Annotated in this window: 20 protein-coding genes; 19 read left to right on the forward strand and 1 reads right to left on the reverse strand. The window is 60.9% G+C overall.

All coding sequences use genetic code 11. The features are described from left to right. Positions 1 to 31: 31 nt before the first annotated feature. From BUS42_RS01010 to BUS42_RS01065, 12 genes are all read left to right on the forward strand, one after another. On the forward strand, positions 32 to 646 hold the full coding sequence (locus BUS42_RS01010; RefSeq protein ID WP_143206200.1) for a hypothetical protein: 615 nt from the start codon (positions 32 to 34) through the stop codon (positions 644 to 646). Between the two features lie 472 nt (positions 647 to 1,118). After that, the gene (locus BUS42_RS01015) at positions 1,119 to 2,102 is read left to right on the forward strand and encodes a hypothetical protein (protein WP_143206201.1); all 984 of its coding nucleotides are present in this window, start codon (positions 1,119 to 1,121) and stop codon (positions 2,100 to 2,102) included. A 511-nt stretch (positions 2,103 to 2,613) separates the two neighbouring features. Next, positions 2,614 to 3,945, forward strand: coding sequence for a metallophosphoesterase (locus BUS42_RS01020; protein WP_143206202.1), 1,332 nt, complete (start codon positions 2,614 to 2,616; stop codon positions 3,943 to 3,945). Between the two features lie 17 nt (positions 3,946 to 3,962). Continuing rightward, positions 3,963 to 5,069 (forward strand): GTPase-associated system all-helical protein GASH, encoded by a 1,107-nt coding sequence (locus tag BUS42_RS01025; RefSeq protein WP_074304587.1) that lies wholly within the window; start codon positions 3,963 to 3,965, stop codon positions 5,067 to 5,069. Between the two features lie 227 nt (positions 5,070 to 5,296). Next, on the forward strand, positions 5,297 to 6,094 hold the full coding sequence (locus tag BUS42_RS01030; protein WP_143206203.1) for a TRAFAC clade GTPase domain-containing protein: 798 nt from the start codon (positions 5,297 to 5,299) through the stop codon (positions 6,092 to 6,094). Positions 6,095 to 6,098: 4 nt separating this feature from the next. After that, positions 6,099 to 7,028 carry a TRAFAC clade GTPase domain-containing protein gene (locus BUS42_RS01035; protein ID WP_074304589.1) on the forward strand — a complete coding sequence of 310 codons (930 nt, stop codon included), beginning with the start codon at positions 6,099 to 6,101 and terminating at the stop codon, positions 7,026 to 7,028. Beyond that, positions 7,025 to 9,778 (forward strand): GAP1-N1 domain-containing protein, encoded by a 2,754-nt coding sequence (locus BUS42_RS01040; RefSeq protein ID WP_074304590.1) that lies wholly within the window; start codon positions 7,025 to 7,027, stop codon positions 9,776 to 9,778. The genes BUS42_RS01035 and BUS42_RS01040 overlap by 4 nt, the downstream gene beginning before the upstream one ends. 286 nt (positions 9,779 to 10,064) lie before the next feature. Next, positions 10,065 to 11,261: a hypothetical protein gene (locus tag BUS42_RS01045; protein WP_074304591.1), complete on the forward strand. Its 1,197-nt coding sequence runs from the start codon at positions 10,065 to 10,067 to the stop codon at positions 11,259 to 11,261. Between the two features lie 483 nt (positions 11,262 to 11,744). After that, complete coding sequence (locus tag BUS42_RS01050) at positions 11,745 to 12,773, forward strand: hypothetical protein (protein WP_074304592.1); 1,029 nt, start codon at positions 11,745 to 11,747, stop codon at positions 12,771 to 12,773. 151 nt (positions 12,774 to 12,924) lie between these two features. Beyond that, positions 12,925 to 13,290 carry a hypothetical protein gene (locus BUS42_RS01055; protein WP_143206204.1) on the forward strand — a complete coding sequence of 122 codons (366 nt, stop codon included), beginning with the start codon at positions 12,925 to 12,927 and terminating at the stop codon, positions 13,288 to 13,290. Between the two features lie 13 nt (positions 13,291 to 13,303). After that, entirely contained in the window at positions 13,304 to 13,591 is a 288-nt protein-coding gene (locus BUS42_RS01060) for a hypothetical protein (RefSeq protein WP_074304594.1), read from the forward strand. Positions 13,592 to 14,343: 752 nt separating this feature from the next. After that, the gene (locus BUS42_RS01065) at positions 14,344 to 15,312 is read left to right on the forward strand and encodes a hypothetical protein (RefSeq protein WP_074304595.1); all 969 of its coding nucleotides are present in this window, start codon (positions 14,344 to 14,346) and stop codon (positions 15,310 to 15,312) included. Positions 15,313 to 16,576: 1,264 nt separating this feature from the next. Here the strand turns inward: BUS42_RS01065 and BUS42_RS01075 are convergent. After that, positions 16,577 to 16,876 carry a hypothetical protein gene (locus BUS42_RS01075; RefSeq protein WP_143206205.1) on the reverse strand — a complete coding sequence of 100 codons (300 nt, stop codon included), beginning with the start codon at positions 16,874 to 16,876 and terminating at the stop codon, positions 16,577 to 16,579. Positions 16,877 to 17,498: 622 nt separating this feature from the next. Here BUS42_RS01075 and BUS42_RS01080 point away from each other — a divergent pair. From BUS42_RS01080 to BUS42_RS01120, 7 genes are all read left to right on the forward strand, one after another. Continuing rightward, a complete protein-coding gene (locus BUS42_RS01080) occupies positions 17,499 to 17,735 on the forward strand; it encodes a DUF3006 domain-containing protein (protein ID WP_074304598.1) in 237 nt (78 codons plus the stop codon). Beyond that, on the forward strand, positions 17,732 to 18,670 hold the full coding sequence (locus tag BUS42_RS01085; protein WP_083670016.1) for a ComEC/Rec2 family competence protein: 939 nt from the start codon (positions 17,732 to 17,734) through the stop codon (positions 18,668 to 18,670). The genes BUS42_RS01080 and BUS42_RS01085 overlap by 4 nt, the downstream gene beginning before the upstream one ends. After that, positions 18,667 to 18,891 (forward strand): hypothetical protein, encoded by a 225-nt coding sequence (locus tag BUS42_RS43435; RefSeq protein ID WP_159452148.1) that lies wholly within the window; start codon positions 18,667 to 18,669, stop codon positions 18,889 to 18,891. The genes BUS42_RS01085 and BUS42_RS43435 overlap by 4 nt, the downstream gene beginning before the upstream one ends. Before the next feature lie 68 nt (positions 18,892 to 18,959). Next, positions 18,960 to 19,163: a hypothetical protein gene (locus tag BUS42_RS01095; protein ID WP_143206206.1), complete on the forward strand. Its 204-nt coding sequence runs from the start codon at positions 18,960 to 18,962 to the stop codon at positions 19,161 to 19,163. Continuing rightward, positions 19,156 to 19,386: a DUF551 domain-containing protein gene (locus tag BUS42_RS01100; protein WP_074304600.1), complete on the forward strand. Its 231-nt coding sequence runs from the start codon at positions 19,156 to 19,158 to the stop codon at positions 19,384 to 19,386. The genes BUS42_RS01095 and BUS42_RS01100 overlap by 8 nt, the downstream gene beginning before the upstream one ends. A gap of 265 nt (positions 19,387 to 19,651) precedes the next feature. Beyond that, positions 19,652 to 20,644: a hypothetical protein gene (locus BUS42_RS01105; protein WP_143206207.1), complete on the forward strand. Its 993-nt coding sequence runs from the start codon at positions 19,652 to 19,654 to the stop codon at positions 20,642 to 20,644. Positions 20,645 to 21,461: 817 nt separating this feature from the next. After that, on the forward strand, positions 21,462 to 22,946 hold the full coding sequence (locus tag BUS42_RS01120; RefSeq protein ID WP_143206208.1) for a hypothetical protein: 1,485 nt from the start codon (positions 21,462 to 21,464) through the stop codon (positions 22,944 to 22,946). Positions 22,947 to 22,956: the final 10 nt, after the last annotated feature.

Below are 22,956 nucleotides of genomic sequence, written 5' to 3' on the forward strand. Positions count from 1 at the left end.
GAGGACCACCCGACCCAAGCCGATCAATCGCGTGCCTTGCAGGGGCTGCGGCTCCCAAGAGCTAGTCGAGGAGCGATTCAAACGCGGTCGCCATGCCGGCAAGCTGGTGTGCGGTGGTTGCTACCGGTTCGTCTGCTGGATCGCCAAGATCCAAGACCCCAGGCTGGTGCCTTCTCCAGAGATCCGAGAGCAGGCCGCGGCGATCAAGCAGCCCGTCGCTCGTCTCATCGGTGAATCCGAGGAGCAACTCGCGCTGGCTACTGCCGGCCGGATCAAGATGTTCAACGCGGCCAAGAGGAGGGGCGATCTCAGCAGGGCGTTGGTCCTGCGAGCAGTCACGGACGCGGCATGGTTCTGTGAAAACGCCAGGAAGCGCTATGACAAAATAGTCTGGCCAAGTCCGGCTCAAATCGATTCGACCAAGGAATCGTCGGGATCCGTCAAAGCCGAAAGCCCACAGATCGAATCCTACCATCTCCTCCTCAGCCCGGGGGAGACCGGGGAGAGGTCCACCGAGACGGCCTGGTTCGCCGTCCTTGACGACCTGCAGTTAGACCAAGGAGGAGCCCACGCACCGCGCCAGCTTGAGCTGGAGGCGGCCCCGATAACTGAGATCACAGAGTTCGCACCATATTCATCAACCTGAGGTTTTTCCCATGCATCAGAATGCGTTTGAACCGTTGGTTTCGTTGTCGAGCATGTCACGAGTGCCCTCTTGGGAAAAATTCTCACTCGTGGAGGCGACCGATTTGGATGGACGGTCCGCGCGACTCGTTGTCACGAGCGTGCAATCGCCAGGCAGTCCTACGAGTGCCGTGACGGTGCGGAACACCGCCGGCCTCCGCTTTCCCTCAGGTACCGGCCTGCTCCGGTATGACTCCGCCGGCAGTCGTGGCTCATGGCGCTGGCCATCCTGAATTCACGACGCGCGGCCGCCTGCCTCGAGCTTTGACGTCGGGGTGGGCGGCCACACAGAAGAAGTTGGCGGCAGCACAGGCTGAGGCGCGTGCTTTGGACGAGCGGATCCGAGCCCGAGAAATCCAACTATCCAGGAGATGATGGCGGCGGCCGGCGGCGGACAAGGCGGGGCGAAGCTAATAGCGTAGGGCAAAGCACTGATGCCATGGAAGCGTCGCGGAGACACCGTTTATTACTATCGATCCGTCAGGGTCGGAAGTCGCGTCCGTTCGGTGTACAAGGGCGGCGGCGAAATCGGCGAGTTGTTCGCGGAGATTTCCGAGGTCAACCGGACAACTCGCCGTAAGCTCCGAGAGGCCGACCTTCTTGACGTCGAGCACTTCCAGGATGAGCAGCGTGAGCTGGGATTCGACTCATTCCACCGCCGAGTCGAGAACCTAGCCCGCGCCGCCCTCGAAGCCGCTGGCTACCGCCGACACAAGCGATCCGAGTGGAGGAAACGCCGCATGCCGCGAGTGAACGCATCGAACACTGAACTAGCCCTGGCCAGCCCATCGGCATCTGCTGGGGAGCACAAGGGCGGCCAGGACTTTTCGCTGGCCGTCGCCGCTTCCTCAGCAGCAACCGAGGAGACACGGAACCGCCAGGCCTTGACCGATTTCGTCACCCTGCCCGAGGACGAGTTTCAGCAGCGGATCGGACTCGCCAAGGAAGGGGACTTAGAGACCCTCGACTGGATGTACCGCGTGTTCTTGACAGATCCGGTCGGAAAACTAGCAGAGCTTTACGGGGCCAGCGCGGCGAAGCAGATCGAGCGGATCCTCGTCCATCGAATCGCTGGAGACGACCAGGTGGCAAGGACATCACTCCTCGCCCAAGTCGAGCGGATGCGTATGGATCTCTCCGGACCCGAGCCGTCGGCACTTGAGCGAGTCTTGGCAAACCGAGTCGCGCTCGCTTGGCTGACCCTGCACTCGCTCGAACTTCAGTACGAGCGAGAGACGCACAATCTCGGGCCGGCGCTGGCCGAGACGATGGAACGACGGATCGCGAGGACGAATCGCCAGTTCAACGAGGCGTGTAAGACGCTGGCGATCGTGAGGCGGCTGGCGGTCCCGGCGATTCGGATGTTCGTGGCGGAGCGACAGGTCAATATTCTGGGGGAGTCCACAACCGCTTCTTGAGGCTAAAGGCTGACCACAAATGGAATCCATAAACCCCTTGCTCAGTCACAGCTTGCGATTCCAAAATGTGGCTATGATCCTCCGAAGTGCACTAGTTAAGTTAGAGGCCAGCGTTGGGGATTGTTGCCGACCTAGGCGTTGCATCACGCCGTCTAAGGTCGAAAAGCTCAAATCGCATCGAACCCTCGACCGATGAACAGGGACGATACGACCGCGTCTACATGGGGATGAGGCAACGACTTCGTAGCTCAGTCTCCGGCAGGATCGATTGCACCGAGCGGCAGGTCGGCTAAATGAACGCACTGTCAAGCCGAGGTAAGCGCCTCTGACTGCGGCTAACTTGAGTTCGTATGGGCTCGAGCGCGTTGGGCATGAGTCCGACAAGACCCTTTGGACGCCGAGGATTGAGAATTCGGCCGGCTCTATCCGATCCGAAGACGAACTTGGTCCCACGTGACGCTATACTCGCAAGCTGTCCAGCGAAGGACGATATAAGTGCGTGGGGCAATTGATGAAAAAGGCATATCGATTCGTCCATCTGTCCGACGTTCATTTCGGGCAGGAGCGGGATGGCACTCTCGTTACCCACGACCACGCCCGGAACAGATTGATTCGGGACTGCCGCCTGCTTCGGGAACAACTCGGCCCCGCTGACGGCATCTTAATCACGGGGGACGTGGCGTTCGGCGGGAAGCAGGAGGAATATGACCGGGCGGGGCAGTGGATCGATCTGCTCGTCGAGGCGGTTGGCTGCGAGACCATCGACGTCCGAATAATCCCCGGGAATCACGACGTCGACCGTGGCTGTATCGATCGCTTCTGCCAGATTGCCCACAAACACCTTAGGACGACCGAGACGGGCAAGGTCGATGCGGAGCTCGAATCCATGATGGATGCCAGGGAGGAGGGGAATTCGCTCCTCCCGAAGCTCGCAGCCTACCGCGAGTTCGCCTCTCGATTCGGCTGCGACTTCCCCTCCGCGCGAAACCCGTCCTGGAAGAAGGGCTATCCCCTGGGGCCGCATTACCGCCTCGACTTCATCGGCATGAACAGCGTACAGGTCTGTGACTCCGCAGACCTCGAGGGGCAAATGATCCTCGGGAATGCGCAGTATATCTTCACGCCCGACGAGAATGTCGAGTATGTAGTGCTGGTCCACCACCCGCTCCATTGGTTCCGGGACCGGGCGAACGCGTCCCGCTACCTGAAGCAGGCAAGGGTCCTCATGGTCGGCCACGAGCACTCGCTGGAGATCAAAAAAGTGTCACATGACATCGGCGAGGAGCAATTAGAGATCTACGCTGGAGCCACCAATCCGCCCGAGACCGGAGCCGGGTATCCCTATCGTTATAATTGGCTGGAGTTCGCACTCGCTGAGGATAGGGCCGAGCGACGTCTGCGCGTGACAATCCACCCCCGCGTATGGGATTATGAGCGGACGCGATTTGCGGCGGATCTGGCCCGGCTAAACGGCGAGACATCCTTCGTGGCCGAGGTCGCGTGCCCCAACTTCCAACCAGCACCGGCGGTGGCGCCGGCCATCCCGAGCTTGGATTCGCCGCAAGTGACACTCGTCGGGGAGACCATGGCCGAGCAGGGAACCCGCGATTTCGAGCGGCTTCAATACTACTTCTGGACCTACCTGGATTGGCACGATCGCCTGAAAGCGCTCGTCGAGATCGACGTTCTGCCGGCGACTCGGACACAGCCCGTGCCCCAGACGTTCGAACGCATGGCCTTGGAGACGGCGAAGAAGAATGGCAGGCTGGAGGCGCTCTGGGACGTGGTCATGCGATCCGTCCCGATAGAGAAGCGGGGAGAAAACCCGTTCTCGGGGCTGTGAACGTCAGAGGGTGATGCATGCTCAAGAAGACTTTCGAATGGCTCCGCGTCGTCCACCCGAAGCCGGACAACCAGGCGGTCGAGGGGCGGTCGAAGGCCGTCAGCGACCTCCTCGGCAAACTGGACCAGGCGAAGGACCATCGCTTGCTCGGCGCATTCCTCACTGGAGCCCTGGCAGGTTTTGAAGGACGTTTCGAGCCCGATTCCAACCCCGTAACGAGCGTTGTGGAAAGTATCCGCAAGTTCCAGCCGGCTTTCCCGTCCGACCTCTCCGAAAATGCGCTCGATCTCCGCGTAAGCTGCCTTATCGCCATCGGGGAGATTCTGACGAGGGGCCCGAAGAAGGGTTCCCAGACTGATCGGGTTCTCGTGGCGAGCCTCCTCCTAGCCGGCATCGGGTTGAGGCCCGAAGAAGAAGGTAAACACCTCCGCGACATCCTCTCGGAGCTTCTCGGCGAGGCACGCACGGTCATCCAAAACAGGGCGCTCGAAGCGAGGACGCGTAACGACCTGGACCTTTCCCAGTTAGAAAGGATCACACCTGTCGGGGATATCGCCACATTCTGGAAGGAGTTCCTCCCCGTACTCGTAGAATGTTTCGGCGTCGTCGAAGACAGGGCGAAGGCGGACCGCGAAGAGTTGGAAGTCCTCTGGTGGTTCTACAATGCCTTCTCGGAATCGTTCAGGAAGCCGGTCGCGTCGTTGCCCGCAGATGTCGCCGCTCTCGTGTGCGGGGTAGAAGTCGGGGGCCGCGTCCTCCTTCCTCCACACTCCGGGCTGATCGAGATGGTGGCGGACGCTGCGACGAGGGGAAGGAAAAAGACCGAAGTAGCAGCAAAAGCCCTTGCGATCATCGCTTCTGCTTGGGAGGAGCCCGCCCGGAAGCTCCTCGACCCTCAGGACCCGGAGTCCCGGAATTTCGCACTCGAATTCCCGGCGTTGCTCCCCCTCAGCTGGCTCAGTATCCGCATGGTCGAGAGCCGGGGTGCGGCGAGCTGGGAGGTGGAATTTGAGCAGAAGACCGCTATATCTCCTTCCAATGCGGTCGTCATCCCGGGGCTCGCGAAGCAGGCATTCCGAGAACGGGTCGCCCAGCGGTTGATCGCGGAAGGGGGCCGGGAGTGACCGCATACCCGGGCATTTGTGCCCAGGCAGACTGCACGGCGGCCCTCACGGGGCGATGCTTGGAATCCGCCCCGTCCCCGGGGGAATGCCCACATTTCAGCGTCCGGGACGCCGCAGGAGGAGAGACGGCCGCGGCGTCCAAGCCTGCAACACCACCTCCTACGATCAGGGCTTTGGGCCGTCGTTTCCACCCGGGCCTCGAGCTTGGGCTTAAGGACGTCCTCCCAGTGACGCGGGCCCGGTACTCGCACCTCGTTGGCATCCTTGGGTCGTCCAACGCCGGGAAGACATGTCTCCTGACTTCGCTCTACCTCCAGGCGTGCCACGGCCTCCTCAGACCCGAGTTCCGATTCGCGGGAAGCCTCACCCTGCAAGGGTTCGAGCTCCGGGCGCGAAAGCTTCGCACCTGGACGAACGGCAGCATGCCTGATCAGTTCGCTGATCACACGGTGCTCGCAGACCCGCGGAGCCCGGCGTTCGTACACATGGCGCTCGACAGGCCGGGCAGGCCGGGCGGCCAGGGCCGGGTCGAACTCCTCCTCGCGGACTTGCCGGGAGAATGGTCGTCGCAGCTCATCAACCAAGCCTCCACAGCGAAGCGTTTCGATTTCCTCGCCCGTGCCGACGCCCTGGTAATCGTCGTCGAGGGACCGCGGCTCGCCTTTGATTCGACCAGGCACGCCGAGCTCATGAATCTGCGGCACCTCCTGAGGCGACTGGCCGACGACGTGGGAGTCGACGCCCACGCACCGCTGGTGCTCGTGGCGAGCAAGTGCGATGAACTTAATATGATTGTCCCACCCGCGCTAGCCGAGGCCGAAGGCTACGCTCGCGACTTGGGTTTTTTTCCGGCGATCGTCCCCACGGCCTCCTTCTCAAGGAGACCCGAACGGGTCCCGAACGGTCAGGGCGTTATCGATGTGGTCCACGCCATTCTGAAGGGTCTGCCACCCATCCTGGAACAGACCCCGCCCCTTCAAATTCAAAAGCCCTTCCGCTCCTTCTGGCAACATCGAGATTGGTGAGGCGATGACCAAACCAACGGCAAACAACCACTCCGTCCTCCTCGTAGGGGGGCCCGACGCGGGAAAGACTAACTTCCTCATCAGGCTCTGGATCGCGCTGCAATCGGGCGAGGGACGCCTCCAATCCGACGGGCTCCCTGAGGACATGGAGTATCTCAACGCGGGCGCCCAGACGCTCCTCGGGGGCGAGTTCGCCCCCCGGACCTCTCGGGAAGTCCACACGCGAAACGTCATCCCTGTCAGGGCCACTTCCAATAGATCGGACTTTCGCGGACAACTTGTCGTGCCGGACAGCTCGGGAGAGGAGTGGATGCTCATCCACCGGAACCGCGAGTGGTCCGAGCGGTGGGAGGAGGCCATCCCGTCGTTGCTGGGCTGTCTCTTGTTCGTCCGCGCGGGCTCACTCGAGATCCACGCGCCACTCGATTGGGTCAGCTGCTTCGACTACTTCGGCACGGCCGACAATCTGCCCGATGCCCCGGACTCCGACGGTGAGGAGTTCGCAATGCCGACTCAGGTAGTCCTCATCGACTGGCTCCAGTGTCTGAGAGCCGCCGTTTCGGCCCACGGGGGCGGATCGCTCCTAAGGGTTGGGGTCATCGTCTCTGCTTGGGACCGGGTGCCAACGGAGCAGCAGGGAGAGGCCCCGCAGTCCTACGTTGCGAAAAATTTTCCAATGTTTCATGATTTCATACTTTCCAACCGGGAGAGGTTTGCATTCGAGTGCTTCGGGGTGAGTATTGTAGGGGGAGACTTCGAGTTTGCACCCGGGTTCCGCGAGAATTACCTCAGGGGCGTGCCAGCTCAGGCTGGGTATGTTGTGCATGCACTGGGAGGGGTGCCGACCCGTACGGGTGACCACACTCTTCCCCTGGCCTGGGCGATGGGCCTCGTAACCGAATCGGCCGTAGGTCGTGATGGGGCGGTGCCGTGAGTACCGTCCTCGTCCACCAATTACTACACGGCTACCGGAAGGGGCACCAACTCCTCGCGGGGAGCGTCCGTCTCTCTAGCGATGCTGAGGATCTTGCCGCGAGGATAAGCGACCTGTCCGGGGCCTTGCCGCCAGGGACGCCACTCTCGCCTTACCTCACGGCCTACCCCGTCGCGGGGAGCGACTATTACGCGATCGCGAGGACACACTTGGACGAGGAGGCTCCGCGGAGCGGCTGCGTCCTGACTCATACGCTTCTTGTCCCCAAAGAGGGGTGGAAGCGATTCCGAAATCTCAGGGCACTCGGTGCATACCTCCTTCCGTCCCCAACGTCTCGGGACAAGAGCCGATTTAACTCGCCTCTTGAGATTGATCTGAACGAATTCGAGGGGATTGGTCCCCAGCTGGCTCTCGAGGTTTCGGGCGGAACGGAATTTGTCGCGAAATACTTCGGCGAGGGAAACCGCCCCGTCGCGTGGTTCGACTGCGAGGCACCGGAAGAGACGCTTTGGGCGGTCCTTTCGTCTCTCTGGCCTTCTCTCAGGCAGCGTTTCTCCGCCTGTACGTTCTGCCTCCAGCCGCGATCCACGGCGGATGGTCCCTTTGACCTTATGTTTGCACCGGGATCCTCATATCCTCGCTACCATGGAGTTGCTCGCGAGGGGATTATTCGCCATTTTCAACCGGCGACATCCCAGGGGACATCCTCCCACGAGCCGTGGATCGAGGAGCTCTCAGCATCGATCTTCGGCGGAGAGGATCCGTCGCTTGCTCGAGAACTCGGCGTCTTCGGTCCACAACTCGGGGGCGACCCGACGTTGATCCGCACCCTCTTCCTGCTGCGCGAGCTACGCTCGCGACTCTCGATGTCGCTGACGGCAGGGGTTGGCCTGATGGACCTACTCGAGACTGTGGCCCCGGGCCCGGGTGATGCCATTGGCTACAAGGAAGAGATCCTCGGCGAGGCACTTGTAGCCTTGGAGGCGGCTCAAGGCCAAGATGCTCTCCGGAGCCTCTTCCTGATCGGCGAGCGGCTCTCCCATCCCGCCTATGGCTTGGCTGCACACCATGCGGCTCCAAGACTCGCACTTGCTGTAGCGGCGGGGATCCCAGGCCATGTCCAGGAGGCGGTCTCTGTCCCTTGCAGGTCGCTTGCCTCGCCCCGTGGTATGACGAGACCGCCCTATGTCGATGGCCTCCTCCGTGGCCTCGAGCGGGTGGCGGAGAAAGCACCGTCCTCGCTGCTCGCCCTTCGCGAGCATCCAGACACCGCGGGGATGGTTGTCTGCCTTAGCCCTATCGTCGCACGTGGTTACTTAATGGGGGCGAAGCGGTCTGGTCCGGAGGCACTACAGCCGCTCGTCCGCTGGGTTGCGGAGGCCTCGGCATGGGAAGTTCGGGAGCAATTGAGGGAGCATCTCCTCCCCGAGATCGAGCGCGACGAGCAGGCATCCCTCGCTGAAGAGCTGCTCAGAGACTTGCCACATGGACGGGCCTACTGGGCGATGGATGTCCTATACCAATCGACCCGCGGGTTCCGCGCAAAGATGGTGCGAGAGGTCGCGTGCGAGGTGCTTGCCGCACGGCATCGGGACGAGGTCCGGGAGTGGGGCCGGCGTTCGACAGACTGGTCGGACGGATCGGCGGAGGTCGTCGGGGCCACCTTCGAATCTTCCGCGCTCGGTCTCAGGGAATGTGTTTCCTACTCGCCGAGTGACGATGTCCGTCGTTCTGAGGTGCTCGCCGCCTTCCTTGAACGGTCGGTAGCAAGGCGATTCCCGACTTGGTTGAGGGAATACGCACGCCAGAGCGGGGAATTCCTGCTACCGCTTCTCGCCGCTGGCTCACGGATTCCCCCACGCGTCGAGAGATGTATTACGAGGATGCTTGATGAGGGATTTGAGCTTCCGGTTGCGAGGACACCGGAGCTCCTTCCGGCTCTCGATGGACTCTCGCTTTTCAACTTCTTCCCCCAACTCGCCGACCAGGCTCTCCAGAGCGCTCTGAAGGATTTTGTTGGGGGAAATATCGATCTTCGCTCGTGCGATGCTTGGATCACAACCACGTGGGGGAGTGAGTGGCTCGATCGAATTCCGGCGGGCGAGCTTTCGCGGCTCCTCAGGCCCGATGCGAGAGAACTTCCCTCCCGCGAGCGTGCTTGGTCGTGGGTCGCCCAAGCGCCTTCGGTGCTTTACGGACGAGAGCCGTCCGTCCTCCCGGGACTCATAGAGGGGATCCTCCCTGGGCCTTTCGACGAGATATCGGACGCTATTTGCATTGCCTGGATCGCCGTCCTCCGACGATCGAAGCATGAAGCGAGCCCCTCCACCCATCTCCAGCTTTGCTTCGACGCAATAGGGTTCTCGTTCGGTCACCTTCGCAGGCCGCTCGGTGCCGTCGTCGCAGAGGCGTTTCCGACGGTCTATGAGGTCATCTCCACGAGCAGCGGACAGGAGCCCAGCGGGATCTTTCGCTTCTTCCACTGGGATAGGGCGAAAGAGCTGAGAAAAGCTCTCGTCGCGGCGTTTCTCGATTCTGGTTGGAGGCCGGGCGATCTGGCGATTGCGGCCGGCGGGGAACAGCTCCTGAGGAAGGTTTTCAAGCGAGTGAGGAAGCGGTGGAAGGGTGACCTTTACATCGAGGCGATGCTCGAGGACCTTGCTTCCAGAGACGAGCCGCGGGCTATTGAATCCCGCGAGGTCTTACAAAGACTCTATTCGGATCCGGATTTCTACGAACCGTGGGATTGAGCCGTCCATTGGATCGCGAGGATCACCCGCTCTAGATCGATCGAAGTATGCTCTCTGCATTACCGCAATCATGGTGAGTAATCCCGAAAACAATTGGTGCCTCCTGACCACACCTGGTCTGCGGAGTCGACCGCCTCACTTGTCCGGCCTCATCCCTCGCGGTAGGCTCGATCAATCGCGAGCCTTAACCGCGACACAATCCGAACCGGGGATTCGTCCCTGATTCTCAGCGCTCCGTCCGGAGGTTAAGGCCCGGGCGGAGCGTTCTGGTTTCCAGGATGCGATCATGATCGACGTCACATGTCGATGCGGGAAGCTGCTCAGAGCCAAAAACGAGTCGGCCGGCAAGTCGGCGAAGTGTCCCAAATGCGGCGAATCAATCGACATCCCGATCCCGCCGATAGTAAGCAATCAGGCGAACCGGATGGACTTGGGGATCGATTTGGCAGCCCAGCTCCCAGCCGAGCCTCTTTCGCGGCCGTTCTGGAAAGACCCTGTGTTTATCGTAGGGGCGACGGTCCCCGCTGTGGTGTTACTGGCCTTCTTCGTCTATCTGGCCATCCAGCGTGCGGGGCGCGTGCACAGGGAGCAGATCATATCGATAAAGACGGATGCCGACCGCGATCGTTTGGCCGGAAAAATTAAAGCAGCGTATGACAAGTATGATCAGGCCATCAGCTTGTTTGAGCCCAAGGATTTGGCAGACGAGACCGTTCGCCCGGCGATTGAAGAAGCGAAAACGCACCGGCTGAAACTCGAACCCATCGTAACCGCCCAACTCGAACGAGAGCAGAAGGAACGTGAACGTCTCCAAGCGGAGGCGAAAGAGAAAGCCGAAGAAGCCGAGAGAGTCCAGGCGGCATTGGCACGAGATAAGGAAGAAGCGGAACGATACGCGAAGGTTTCCGCTGACGTAACCGGTGGCGCCTGGATCGTAAACAAGCTTGGTAAGTCCGACATAATCCGAGGATTGAACGTTTATCTGGTCAAACTCAAAATGCCCCGCGACGAATTATCGCGGCCGATCGAGGCGTTCGAGTTCCTCACAAGGGAGCAAGCAAAAAAGATGCAGGACAGCCACACGGCAGCTTTTACCAGGCTCGCAGACCACTTTGCGGAGATGGGGCGACAGCCTTCGACCGACAAGATCGACATGGCGTACTTTTACACGCTCGCGAGGCAAGCCGCCATCGGGGACGAATCGACCCGGTCCAACAACGGCAAATTCAGGGCGATCACCCAAGATGACCCCTGGACGGTCCTGGTCCCAAAAGTTAGTGCGGCGAAGGCAATCTCGAACATCGATGGGAAGTACCAGTTCGAGAACGTACCAGGTGGTCGCTACTTTATTTACTCGCTCCATGCCACCGAACACGCCCTCGTTGAATGGGTCGTTCCCTTGGAGGTCGCGACCACATCGCCGATAGCGAAGGATTTGTTCAACGATAACGCAGTGCTGATCCTCAACAAGGACGGTGACTAGGGCATGCCGCGATTGTGAGTGCAGGTTCACGAGGCTCCTAACCGCGTCGACGGTAATCGGCAACGGCGCGGCCGCCACTTCCGCATCCCGGGTCATCTTCGGCTTGCGCGGATCGCCGTTCATGGCGACGAGAGAGCACGCATATCGGGTCAACTCGACATGGGCGATTTGACGCTTCGCGCCCTTGCCAGTGGCGATCATTTTACTGACGCCAGTAAAATGATCGAGAACTGGCGCACGTTGGACACTCGGGCATCGGGGATCGACAGAAGCGCAGCTGATGCTCGCCTGCCAACGCTGTTAGAATGCCAAATTAGGGACGGTCGAGTCGACGGATCGAGAGCCCCCCTGTCTTTCGTCTCAGTAGGCCACGATCGGCCTGGGCACCCCACGGTTGGTCGCGATTGCGTCGGACAGTGCCCGCTCGGGATCCGTGGCGTAGGAAGTGGATGTGGGTGACGGAGAGCCGGACGGGGCGAGACGATGATCACGGAGAGCATCAAGGGCATGCTCGAAGCATGCGAGACCGGGCACCCGGTTTTTCCACCGTCCGTCCTGTTCAACGAGGGCTGGCTGCTGCGCATTGTCCTCGACTGGTTCGAGCACCATGGCGGTGATCGCTATCCGCTCTCGCCGCGACCCGGCGCCCGCTGGTTCTCCGAGCCCTGGCTCCCCTCGGCCTTCCTCCCACGCTACCGCGGCGATCGCCTGGCCGAGGCGCGTTCGCACGCCGACGGCGTGCTCGGACACTTTTCCATCGGTGACCCAGGTACGGCGGGCCTCACGCTCCAGCCCGATGCGACCCAACTCGTCGTCCTCGAGGCCAAGCTCTTCGCCCGCCTCTCCACCGGCGTGAAGAACGCGCCCTACTTCGATCAGGCGGCTCGTAGCGTGGCCTGCATCGCCGAGGTCCTCCGCCGCGCCGGACGCCAGGCTGAGTCGATGGACGACCTCGCCCTGTTGATCCTCGCCCCTCAGGCTCGGGTCGACGATGGTATCTTCGTCTGGGAGGCCGCGCACGAAGCCATCCGCCGTAAGGTCCGCCGACGGGTCGAAGATTACGCGGGGGAGCGCGACGCCTGGTTCCGCGACTGGTTCGAACCGACCTGGCGGCGGGTCGAGGTTCGCTGCCTCACCTGGGAAGAAATCATCGAGGTGATCGCGTTCCATCGCCCGGAGGCGGGTCAAGTCATCGACAGCTTCTACGGGAGATGCTTGCACTACAATCGACCACGGTCTCGAGCCGCCTTTCCCGGAAGGCGCTTCGGCTCGGCCGGCGAACGAGGTGAAGCCGCGGGCATCGATCGCCCTGCGATCCTCAGCAACCCCGTCGCTTCGGGCGAGGAGTTAGAGCGAAAATCAGGGCCAAGTGGGGAAAGGGTGGAACCCAAGTCAGCCGGAGAAGTGCCCTACGTCACCGAGGGAAGAGACGGTGAGCCTACTTCTGATCTCGATCGGCGAGCCCCGGTGCCATTAGCGGTCGAAAGAGCCGCTACGGCAAATCGGGGATGACGACAATCCCCTCGGTGGGGTCTTCCACGGCGCGGGGCCTCCCGTCTCGCCACTGATGGACGGTCAGGGCGCAGACCACCGCGTGGAACTGGCGCTCCGACGCCCGGTCATGTGTCCGGACATGCCGGCGCTCCTCGGTCCAGAGACCACCATGCGAATCCCTCGCCTCACCACCCAGCGAATGATGATCGGCGTGGCGATCCTGGCGTTGGGATTAGCGGTGGAGCGGCCGATCAACAGGCTCGCGCGGATCTCCGGTCTTCGCCGGCATACGGCCTCCCTTCACGCCACTGCCGAGCAATGGTTCCGAAAAGCCTCGGGTGTCACGAGCAAGTCCGCCGCCCAGACGACCGCATACGGAGGCGTGCATCTGCTTGAGCCGGAGGCGGAGCGTCAGAGGCGTGCGGCGTGGCAACTCAAGATGGCCGAATACCACGGGGAGCTGAGTCGAAAATACGAACTCGCCGCATGGTATCCTTGGGCGAAGCTGGCCCCGAATCCGCCCCAGCCCGAGTAACCCGAGGTTCATCGTGCGATACTGGGGGAACGCCAGTCCCGAGCAGCTCGAGGCATACAAGGCCGTCGTGCTCGCCTTCCTCGCGGAGCGAGGCCCCATCCCCCGCGCTGACATCTGGCAATCGCTCGACGGGCGGGTGAGCGTCGGGCACGTTGACCGGAGCCTCAAGGCACTCTTGAACGAGGGCAGGATCAGCGTGACCCGAGCACGTTTCACGAAACCCGTGGCTGGCCCTTGGCCGCCAGGCAAGGTCGTGACGTACACGGCGAGCATCTACTCGGTGGTTCGCCATGACGGATGAGGCTGAACCTTTCATACCAGCCGGTCCGTTTTAAAGCAATAATGGGCCGCGCGACGGCTCGATCCTGGGTGAAGAAGCTCCATTGATGGGGGACTCGACACTCACGGGCAAGTCACCGGCATCGCCTGGCTGGCGGGATTGATACCAAGTCGCAAGGGGCCGGTGCAACTCTTCCGTCTCGAGGTCTGCAAGGTCAAACTCGAGGGGGAATGGGTCTGCCGGAATCGAAAGTTCATCCGGATTGGCGAAGCCGCGATCACGTACCAGCAATGCGGATCACAATTCGAAACCGCTACGGACAACTGATTCGTAGCGGATGGGATCAGTTTGCCGGCGTCGGATAAATGATCCCATCCGCTAACGCAGAACGCCGCATTTTGGGGTGCGGCGTTGTCTTTTTCTGCCTTCCGAAAAAATCAACTATCCCAAGAGTGAGATAATGCAATGTAAAGCATGAATGCTCGTTGCAATAAGAATCGCGGGATGGCTCGAAGTACTCGCAACTTAACCGAAAACGTCTGGTGTTGGGCAGATGTGCGAAGCATTCACCTGTTTTGCGGATTTTCACGATTAATTGACTTAAGCTGATTGCAAGCCATTGCTGGATTCGCGATACTTCTGTCGCAATCGGTTACAATCCGAGTATTCAGGCAGGCGGGACTGTCTGCGTAGACTGGGGCGACAAGTCTGCACCGTGGCAGGCGCCGCAAGCGAATTCGCGAGTGAGTGCCCCCACAAGAAGAGGGTGAAGGATGAGCACGATCTTACGACAGCTAGCTTTGGTATCGGAGACGAACAGAGTGAATTTTAAGGAGTTGGCGCGGGTCAGTGCCGCCCTGCAGAAGCAGGCGACACGGGACCTGGGTCCCATTTGGGAGGTTGAGGCAACAGTCGACGCATTCGACAATTTGGATGACGTGCCGCTAGGTTATTGGCCGATGATTGTTAAGGACGACATCGGCCTCGATGGGGCAGCAGGCGTCCACCAAGACGACCAGGGGCAACCCTTCGCGCTAATCACAGCCGGTAAAGATTGGTCACTCACGGCCAGCCACGAGGCACTTGAGATGCTAGTGGATCCGTTCGGTAATCGGCTGGTTGCGGGCGACTCCCCCGATCCCGACCAGGGTCGTGTCGAATTCCTGGTCGAAGTTAGCGACCCGAGCGAGGCATCCGAATTCGGCTATCCAGTCAACGGCGTCCTGGTCTCGGACTTCTACACGCCCTCCTACTTCGACCCGGTTAAGGCTCCTGGCGTGCGGTACTCGTTCACGGGCGCGATTGTGTCGCCGCGTGACGTCCTCCGCGGCGGCTACCTGAGCTGGCATGAACCGGTTACGGACATTTGGTTTCAGGAGACTTGGTTCGACGGCGACGAGTCCGAGTTCCGCGAACTAGGGCAATTGACCGGCAAGACGCGGTCCTTGCGATCCCAAGTTGATGAGCTCACAAACAGACTAGCGGGTCCGTCGCTCGCCCGCGGGCAGGCACCCGCCTTGATGGCGGCCAGACCCTCGTCCGTCCTAGTCGCCAGTGGGAGCAGCGCCAAGGCAAGGCAATGGCGCGATCAGATCGAGGGCTTACTGGCTAAACCTAAGTTGGGGGTTTCCGAGGAAACAGGAAGGTCCGAGGCGGCACCTCCACGGCGTCGCCAAGCGCCCAACCTCTCGAGTCCATCGTCGTCACCTAACCCCGTAGGTCCACCCCGTCGTCGCCGTTAGTCTCCAGTGTTTTTTCTGCGAGCTAAATGCTCGCAACGTGATGGTTGGGAATTGCCTTTGCGTGTAGAATTCCAATACCTCCTCGGCTCGTTCGGCGAGCCGAGGTCCCGGACACTTTTTTGGAGTATGGTCATGGCCCTTGATAACGAGGCCGCACGCAAGGCTCGGGCGCAGGGCTTGCGGGCAACGATCGAGTCTCTCACACACCCGATCGCAAAAAACACTAAAGCCGTCAGGAATGAGCACACGCCTGCACCGAAAAGCCTCCGAGATCTCATTCATGACAAGATGCGCCAGTTGGACCGCAAAGACGACCAATAAAAAATTCGTCCCCGCTCTCCCGCTGTCTTCTGGTGTTGCAACAAAGTTGGATGCTTGTTGAAATCGACAAAAACGCCGCACTCTAGGGTGTGGCGTTGCCGTTGCATCATCAATAATGAAAATTTCGATCTCGTCTTGCCAACCCGCTTTTTCCAGACCACTATCGATGTCGGCCCTTATACAGCCTGTCAAAGTCGAACGAAGCCCAGACCTTCGCATCCTTCCCGATAGTCGTGTTCCATTCCTCATCCCTGAGATGGAACCGATAAGTTAGGAAGCTGCCGATTCCCGAGACCACCGGGGTCGCCGATTGGTATCCCAACGTCCAGTGACTGGCCACTCGAGTTCTGCGTCGCGGACGCGGCCAGTACCGCCACAGCGGGAGCGAGAACGATCGAACGACATCCGGCCGTCGTCATGCCGCTCGATGTAGATGCGGTCCCGATCGTCCGTCTGGCCGAGATGCAACCCAAAAAAGAAGCGACTCGGTTGCCACTACTTGGGCCCAAGCATCGATCTCGGTTTGCGATCCGGGCTCGGTCTCGTTCTCGCGACTCGCCTTTCCATCTCTACCTTTCTCGAGGCATCTCGCTCCCTTTCCTCGTCTTCAACCACTCGCCTGCGAAGCTCGCCCACCGTAGGTCACGCATAATTCTACTGTTTGCAAGGCTCCAACACCCAGTTGCTTAAAGATTCGACACACTTGTAACACAGCAGGTAATTCATTGGGATCGTATTGCTCCCGACCGCCCTCCGGGTGAGCTTCGCATGCCCTTCAATACTCCTCACGGTCGTGAAACATCGTTCGTAGTAGCGAGACATTTGGATTAGCAACCCAAAAAGGAGGGGTTGGTGGCGACGAATCGATTCGCTTGGATCAGTGCTCCTGTGATCGGGCCGAGCAGTGGGACAACGTCGAGGACCTCTCGGGCTAGTGTCTGAGCTAAAAGATCGGCGGCGTCCGGTCCAACTGAGAGAGCAAGGCCATGATCCCCGCCTGGGGAACCGGTCCCATGCGCGAGACAGGTTCCTCGAAGGCTTGCCCGCGACGCTTCTCGACGGTGAACACTGGATCGGCCACAAGGCGTTTCAAAGGATGGTCAGGATCGTATGTTGCCAAAGTCGGAGCGACCTCTGAAGGGAGGTGGCCTTCGTCGTCCTCAACGCACCAGGGGTCGAGGCGCCCTTCGAAGATTGGATCGCGATAGTCCGCGAACATGTCGATCTGGCTCGCGTTCCGCACCTCAAGGTCCGCGAATAACAGGGCTGCGCCGACCTGGCCCGCTTGCGAGGGGAGTTGTCCTGAGTCGAGGCGATGGGTCCGGCGGCGCCGGCGAGGACGGCGAGGACCAGGACGCTAGGCAAGGGACGACGGCGATTGATAGGGGATCGAGGATCCTCCAGGGCGGAGAAGTCTGCCACCAGCTCGTCCCGCTTGCTGAGTTCGTTCGCCATCGCCGCTCTACGGTCACCGAGTCTCGTTCACGACACGGTGGAGGGTGTATCAGGTTAGATGGACGGGCGCAAGGCCTTACAGATTGCCAAGTCGTCATAAAAGTGTGCGCTGGCTCTGGGTGATCTACCGAGTCGTCGTCCTGGACGAGACTGGGCAAGTCCAAAGTGGCCTGGCGCGTATCGGAAGCCCTTATGGGCCGTGCTTGTCGCAGAGCCCATGCCCGGTGGAAGCACGCTGGGACTCAACACGCCCAGTTCCTTAGCGTTATTTCTGGCCGGCTGCTACGGCAAGGCCATGTGAGACGCTATGTCCTGGTGTTCCCAACCAGGGCAGGTATCCTGAACCCAATCGCCGTGCTCGAACCTAAGGTGGTACGAGTCGGCGAAACAGTATTCAGGATGACGGCCTTATGCCACTCCGCCTCTCCATCGATCGCATCGAAGTGGATCTGGCCGTTCTGGTCGATGATCGCGGCCGGCAGATCAACTTTCCCGTCGACCTGCTGCCAAAAGGTACGAGGGCAGGGGATGTGCTCACGTTCGCCATCGAGCGGGATACCGAGGCAACCAGCCAACTTCAGGCCGAGACGAAAGTCGTCCAGACTGAGCTCAAGAAACGGGATCCGGGCGGGGACCTGAAACTATGAAGCGGCTCGTCCTCCTCCTCGCCGCCCTCCTGCTCGCAGGCATGGCTTGCCTTGCGGGGATCGTATTCCTATTGCGCTCGGAGCGAGTGCGTCGTCCGGAGCTACCGCCTCGGCAGGCCTCGGTCCCGGCAAGAATCCCAACCGAAGCCGCGGCTCCTTCACTTTCCGTTGCCACCGTCGATTTCCTCGACGTCGGCCAGGGCGACGCCATCCTGATTCGCTCGCCCGAGGGCAAGACGGTACTCGTCGATGCCGGCCCCTCGAAAGGCATCATAAAGCTGCTGCGCGAGCGGGACATCACGGGGATCGATCTCGCGATCATCACACACCATCACATCGACCACTATGGCGGAATGGACGACGTGATCCGCGAATTCCATCCCAAGACGATCCTCCTGACCGATTCGCCCCACACGACCCGTGCCTACCTCGCATTGCTCGAGCTGATCGAAGCCGAGGGGAGCGTGGTCGTCTTTGCCACTGGAAAGTCTCGGAAGATTGAGGCTGGTTCGGTTCTCTTGACCGTGCTTCCGATGCCGCCGGTGGACTCCTCGGAGGAGAACAACAATAGCGTCGGCCTCCGCGTCGAACACGGAGCATCGTCGATGCTCCTCATTGGTGACTCGCAAGAGGCGGAACGTAACTTCTGGGCGGGAACATGCCCGACTCTGGCCCGCAATTGTGATGTCCTCAAGCTGGCCCATCACGGGAGTCGCAATGGCACCGATGGATTCTGGCTGGAACTGGTCAATCCCAAGCTCGCCGTCATCTCGTGCGGGGCGGGGAACTCCTATGGCCACCCAAGCCCGCAGGTCCTCGACCTGCTCGAAACGAAGGGGATCCCGTTTAAACGCACGGATCTCGACGGGACGGTGCGGGTCGTCAGCGAGGGTAGTGGGTGGAGGTTTATTCCGAGCAAGGAAATCCTGCCATGACCACTGAAGACGTCGCCGAGGCCATCATCGCCTTGAAGCGGGCCGGCTGGTCGATCGGGGATGCTGCGTTCGTGGGCGAGTCGGGCGAGAGGGTCTGGGTCGTCTCTGGCTACAACGGGGAGAACCTCATCAGGGCCGATGGGGCAACTCAGGCTGAGGCGTGGCACCGGGCTATTGAGCAGGCCAGGGTATTGGGGATGCTCGGACGAGGGGTAAGATGAGGAGGCGGCCCGTGAGGCAAAGTGAGATTTTGGATACCACTTCCCGCGACGCCTACGGAGACCCCTTCATGAACTGGACTCCCATTTCCATGCCACCCACTCACCCCGGCCCGTACCTCGTGTACTGCGGCGACGACAGCGAGGGCCATCCGATCCGCCTTGTCGCCAAGTATGAGGACGGGGTATGGACGTCAGCCGGCAACACGCTCCCCTTCGAGGTGAGCCACTGGTGTGTGCTCCCGGAAGTGCCAAAGGAGGCCCCCAATGCCTGACGGCCGACCAATCTGGATGAGCGTAAAGAACCGGATGCCCTACGCAGAGGACGGACTCAGCGACCCTGTACTCGTCTGGCCGAACTTTGGCGACCTTCATTCGGTGGTCGCCTATTACTGCCAGACGCGAGGGCGCTTCGAGACGGAAAATAGCGAGCCGATCGGACGAGCTGTCACCTATTGGGCGTCACTGCTAGACGGTCCGCGAGACGCCGAGAATTGATGATACCTTCCGATGAGCTCACCCCCGTTCAACGCCTTGGCCAGCGATTCAAGGTCGCACTGGAAGCCAAGGGATGGACCCAGATAACCGCCGCAGCCGCTCGGTTGACCGGCTGAGTTGCTTCCTTCATGGACATGCGTATCATGGTATGAAGCTCGGGCAAACGCAGGAGTCATGACCTCCGGGATCCGGTGGCTCCGGCGCGGCCCCCTGCCCGCGACGTCCCGCCGGATCCGGCCCAGCTACCTTGTGGGGGGGAGTAAGCTTGAGCAATTCGACCGGATCGATCAGTGCATACATGGCCGAGCGTGAAGCCATCGAGCGCCAATGGAACCAGGCCAAGGAGCGGGCCCGTGTGGCCGAACTCGTGGCCGATTGGACGGGTGAACCGGTTGCTCCTCGCAACTATGGCTACGCTGATTACAAGCAGGCGATGGCGGCGTGTGAGGCTCGGCACTGGATCTTCCGTGGGTTCGATCCTCGAATGGGCCACGATCTCACTACGGCCCCACGAATCTGGCGGTGGATCGTCCATCGTGTTGAAACGATCGAGCACATGCTCGAGTTGGAAGCGCACCAGGACTCAGGGTGGGGAGTTGAAAATCCGCAGCCTTACTGGAATACACTGACGACTTTTTATGGGATTTCGTGGACGCTACTCGCAGGACATCTTGCTCCAGAACCGCCATGGGCCTCCATGTCCGAGTCCGAATCTCGTGCTAAGTTGCAATCGATCGCTCGGGATCTCCAGGAAGCGGATTTCTCACTGGGCGGCGAGTCCTCAATCGCTGACCCCATCGCTGATCAGATGGAGATCGGGCTCCTCCGCTATATCCTCAAAAAGGAAAGAGACGAGTTCGAAAGGACCCTCCAGGAGCGTGGGGAGCAGGTTGCTGCCGATGCTGCTGCTGTATTGAGAGCCGCAACGAACGTCTTGGAGGGAGTGGCCCAGGACAAACTCCTGCCCAAAGTACACCAGATCCGCAAACGTGAAGTGGGGGTAGGCAAGACTGTGGCCCCGGCCAAGACTGGCACCCGGGCGTTGGCAGCGGCCTATGAGCTGGTATCTGCAGGGAAGCCTGTCTCAGTCAAGGCCGCATGCGAGCGGGCCGGAGTCGACCGGAAGAATATTGGAAAGAGATGGCCTGAGATAGTGGCCGCCATCGCCAAGTTGGGGCAAACCGACCGTCTCCCCCATCGCGCGACGATCGACCGCCGAACCGGCACAATCGATGGGGTCGTTGAGATTGGCGAGTAGACCCCACACCCCACGTTTGGACCCCACGCAAATTTTTTTTGTCTCGATTTTACTAGGGTCTGAGCGAGTTAACGCACACCACGCACACCCCAGCCCCCCCGATAGTCCGGAGCCGCCTCACTTACGACGGTGGCCCGGGGATCGGGTCCATGACCAAATCATCTCAGACTGATAGACCGCCAGATCAATATGCTGATTCGCCGATCGCGTGGTTTGCCGAGCTGCTTATCGCACGGGATCGTTGCGACTTCCAACGCGCCTCAGAAGCGCAGGCCGAGCTAGACCGCCTGGGATGGAGGTTCCGCTACCGAAAGCCCCAGCGGGTCCTCGCGGCGTCTGACGATCGTCTCCTGACGCAGGGGGGCACCCAATGACCCCCCACCTCAAGGTCTGTGAGATTGCGCGTACGCTCTGGAAGTCTCTCGCCGCAATCGTCCGGCCCTGAAGATCGGTAGGACTTATCGGGTGGCCTTAAACGACCTCGAGGGCTACCTCGAGCGCGCCCGCGTGCGGCCTGAACAAGGGGCGCCCGGCGAGCCGCTACATCCAGAGATCGAACGACTTGATTTCATTCGCGCGAAGACACGCCAATCCCGAGGGTCAATCGCATGCCTATCGCCACCGTCAACATAAGTGATGTCGCGCTCGCTTCCAGTACTCCCGGCTCCCTCCCTGTGTCCCGAGGCCCGGGCGCGATTCCGCTTTACGACCCCTCCTTGAGTTATCGCAACGGGTGTTTGACCAGCACCGTATCGAGCGGATACCAAGCCGCGAGAAAGATCGTCCATCCCGATTCGCCGTCGGTCTGGACCGAGACTTGGGCTCCCACGGTCTTCGCCGGCTCCCCCATCCCCGACTGCGTGCGCGTGGGGTCCTCCCCGGCGACAACGGCCCCGGCCAACCCTCGATGACCTGGAACGAGGAAAGCCGGTTCGTTAATGGATTCCCGCCTGGTGGCCTCTGGGAGGCTCACTACAATTATCTATCGTTTGATGGGACCTCCAACTATCGACCGATCATCTACTACATGGATCAAAATACCCACCTGTTCTATACCGAGCATCGCCTCGGGACGGCGGTTTGGTATGGGCGAGACGCATCTTTCCCTCTTCTTTCTGTACAATCGGTCAGCGGCGACAACAGCGGCAGTGTCGCCATCAGGAACCAGGGAACGAACGGCCCACTCTCCGTGGTCGGGACCGCCTCCGATGTCGTAATCGGTCTCAACGCCGGGCAGTTTTTCCGGTTGTACTCGGTCCAGGATGCGACCGTCGGGAATCCGACGCGAAATTCCGTCGGCCTCACGATGACCGGGGCTTACTGGACCGGAACCGCAAGTGCAGGCGCGGCCTCGTCACTGCAGACGATTGTTACCGGCAACAACATCTTTCACGCGTTCCTCGGTGTCGGGACGGGCGAGTTCCGGTTCCAGAACGATAACAAGGTCGGTCTCGGCGTTCCGCTCGCCAAATTGACCCAAAATATCGTGATGAATCCCGGCTATCTGGCCGCGATCGAATCGAACGGGATCGGCGTTTTCCGGCTCATCGGCCTCAATAGTTCAGATCGTGTCGAAATTGACTCCGACGGTCGCGGCACGGTGTTTCCCAACAGCGTGTACTACGGGGCTTATGGGTCGGGGGCAGGCCCGCGAATTCGCTCGGGAACCGGTGGCACAGACAACTTCCTGGTGATCAACGCCGGGTCGGCCGGGTCGAGCACGAACAACCTCTATCTCAATCTCGACAGCCCCAATGCGTCGGTGGGGATCTACGGGCAAACCTCGATATTCGCGGCCGGCGCGTCGGGTCAGTGCTTGTCGGTTGGTGGGGTCGGACCGACCGGGATCCTGCTCGCCGGCAACGGGGTGGGCCATTGCGGCTTGCGGTACACTCCAACGACGGGGACGACGGGGCTCGTGGAACTGATGAGCGCGGGCGGAAACGACCCGAGGACTTGGACCCCCAGCGGGTACAGTTTCAAGGTGTCAGGGGGGTTCGCCTCGGGCATCAATGCGACCGCCAAGACGACCGCCTACACGTTGACGACCTCCGACAGCACGATCCTTGGGAACGCGACCGGCGGTGCGTTTGCGGTCACCCTGCCCGCGGCCAACGCGGTCCCCGCGGGACGGCTCTTCACGGTCAAGAAGACCGACGCGTCCGCCAACGCGGTCACACTGACCAGGGCGGGAGCCGACCTCATCGACGGGGCGGCAACCTACGCTCTGGCGAGCCAGTGGAAGTATGCGACGATCCAGTCCGACGGGGTGAGCAACTGGTACGTCGTTGCGAACAACTGAGCATAAGGAC

It is taken from the genome of Singulisphaera sp. GP187, assembly GCF_900129635.1.
Lineage (GTDB): Bacteria > Planctomycetota > Planctomycetia > Isosphaerales > Isosphaeraceae > Singulisphaera.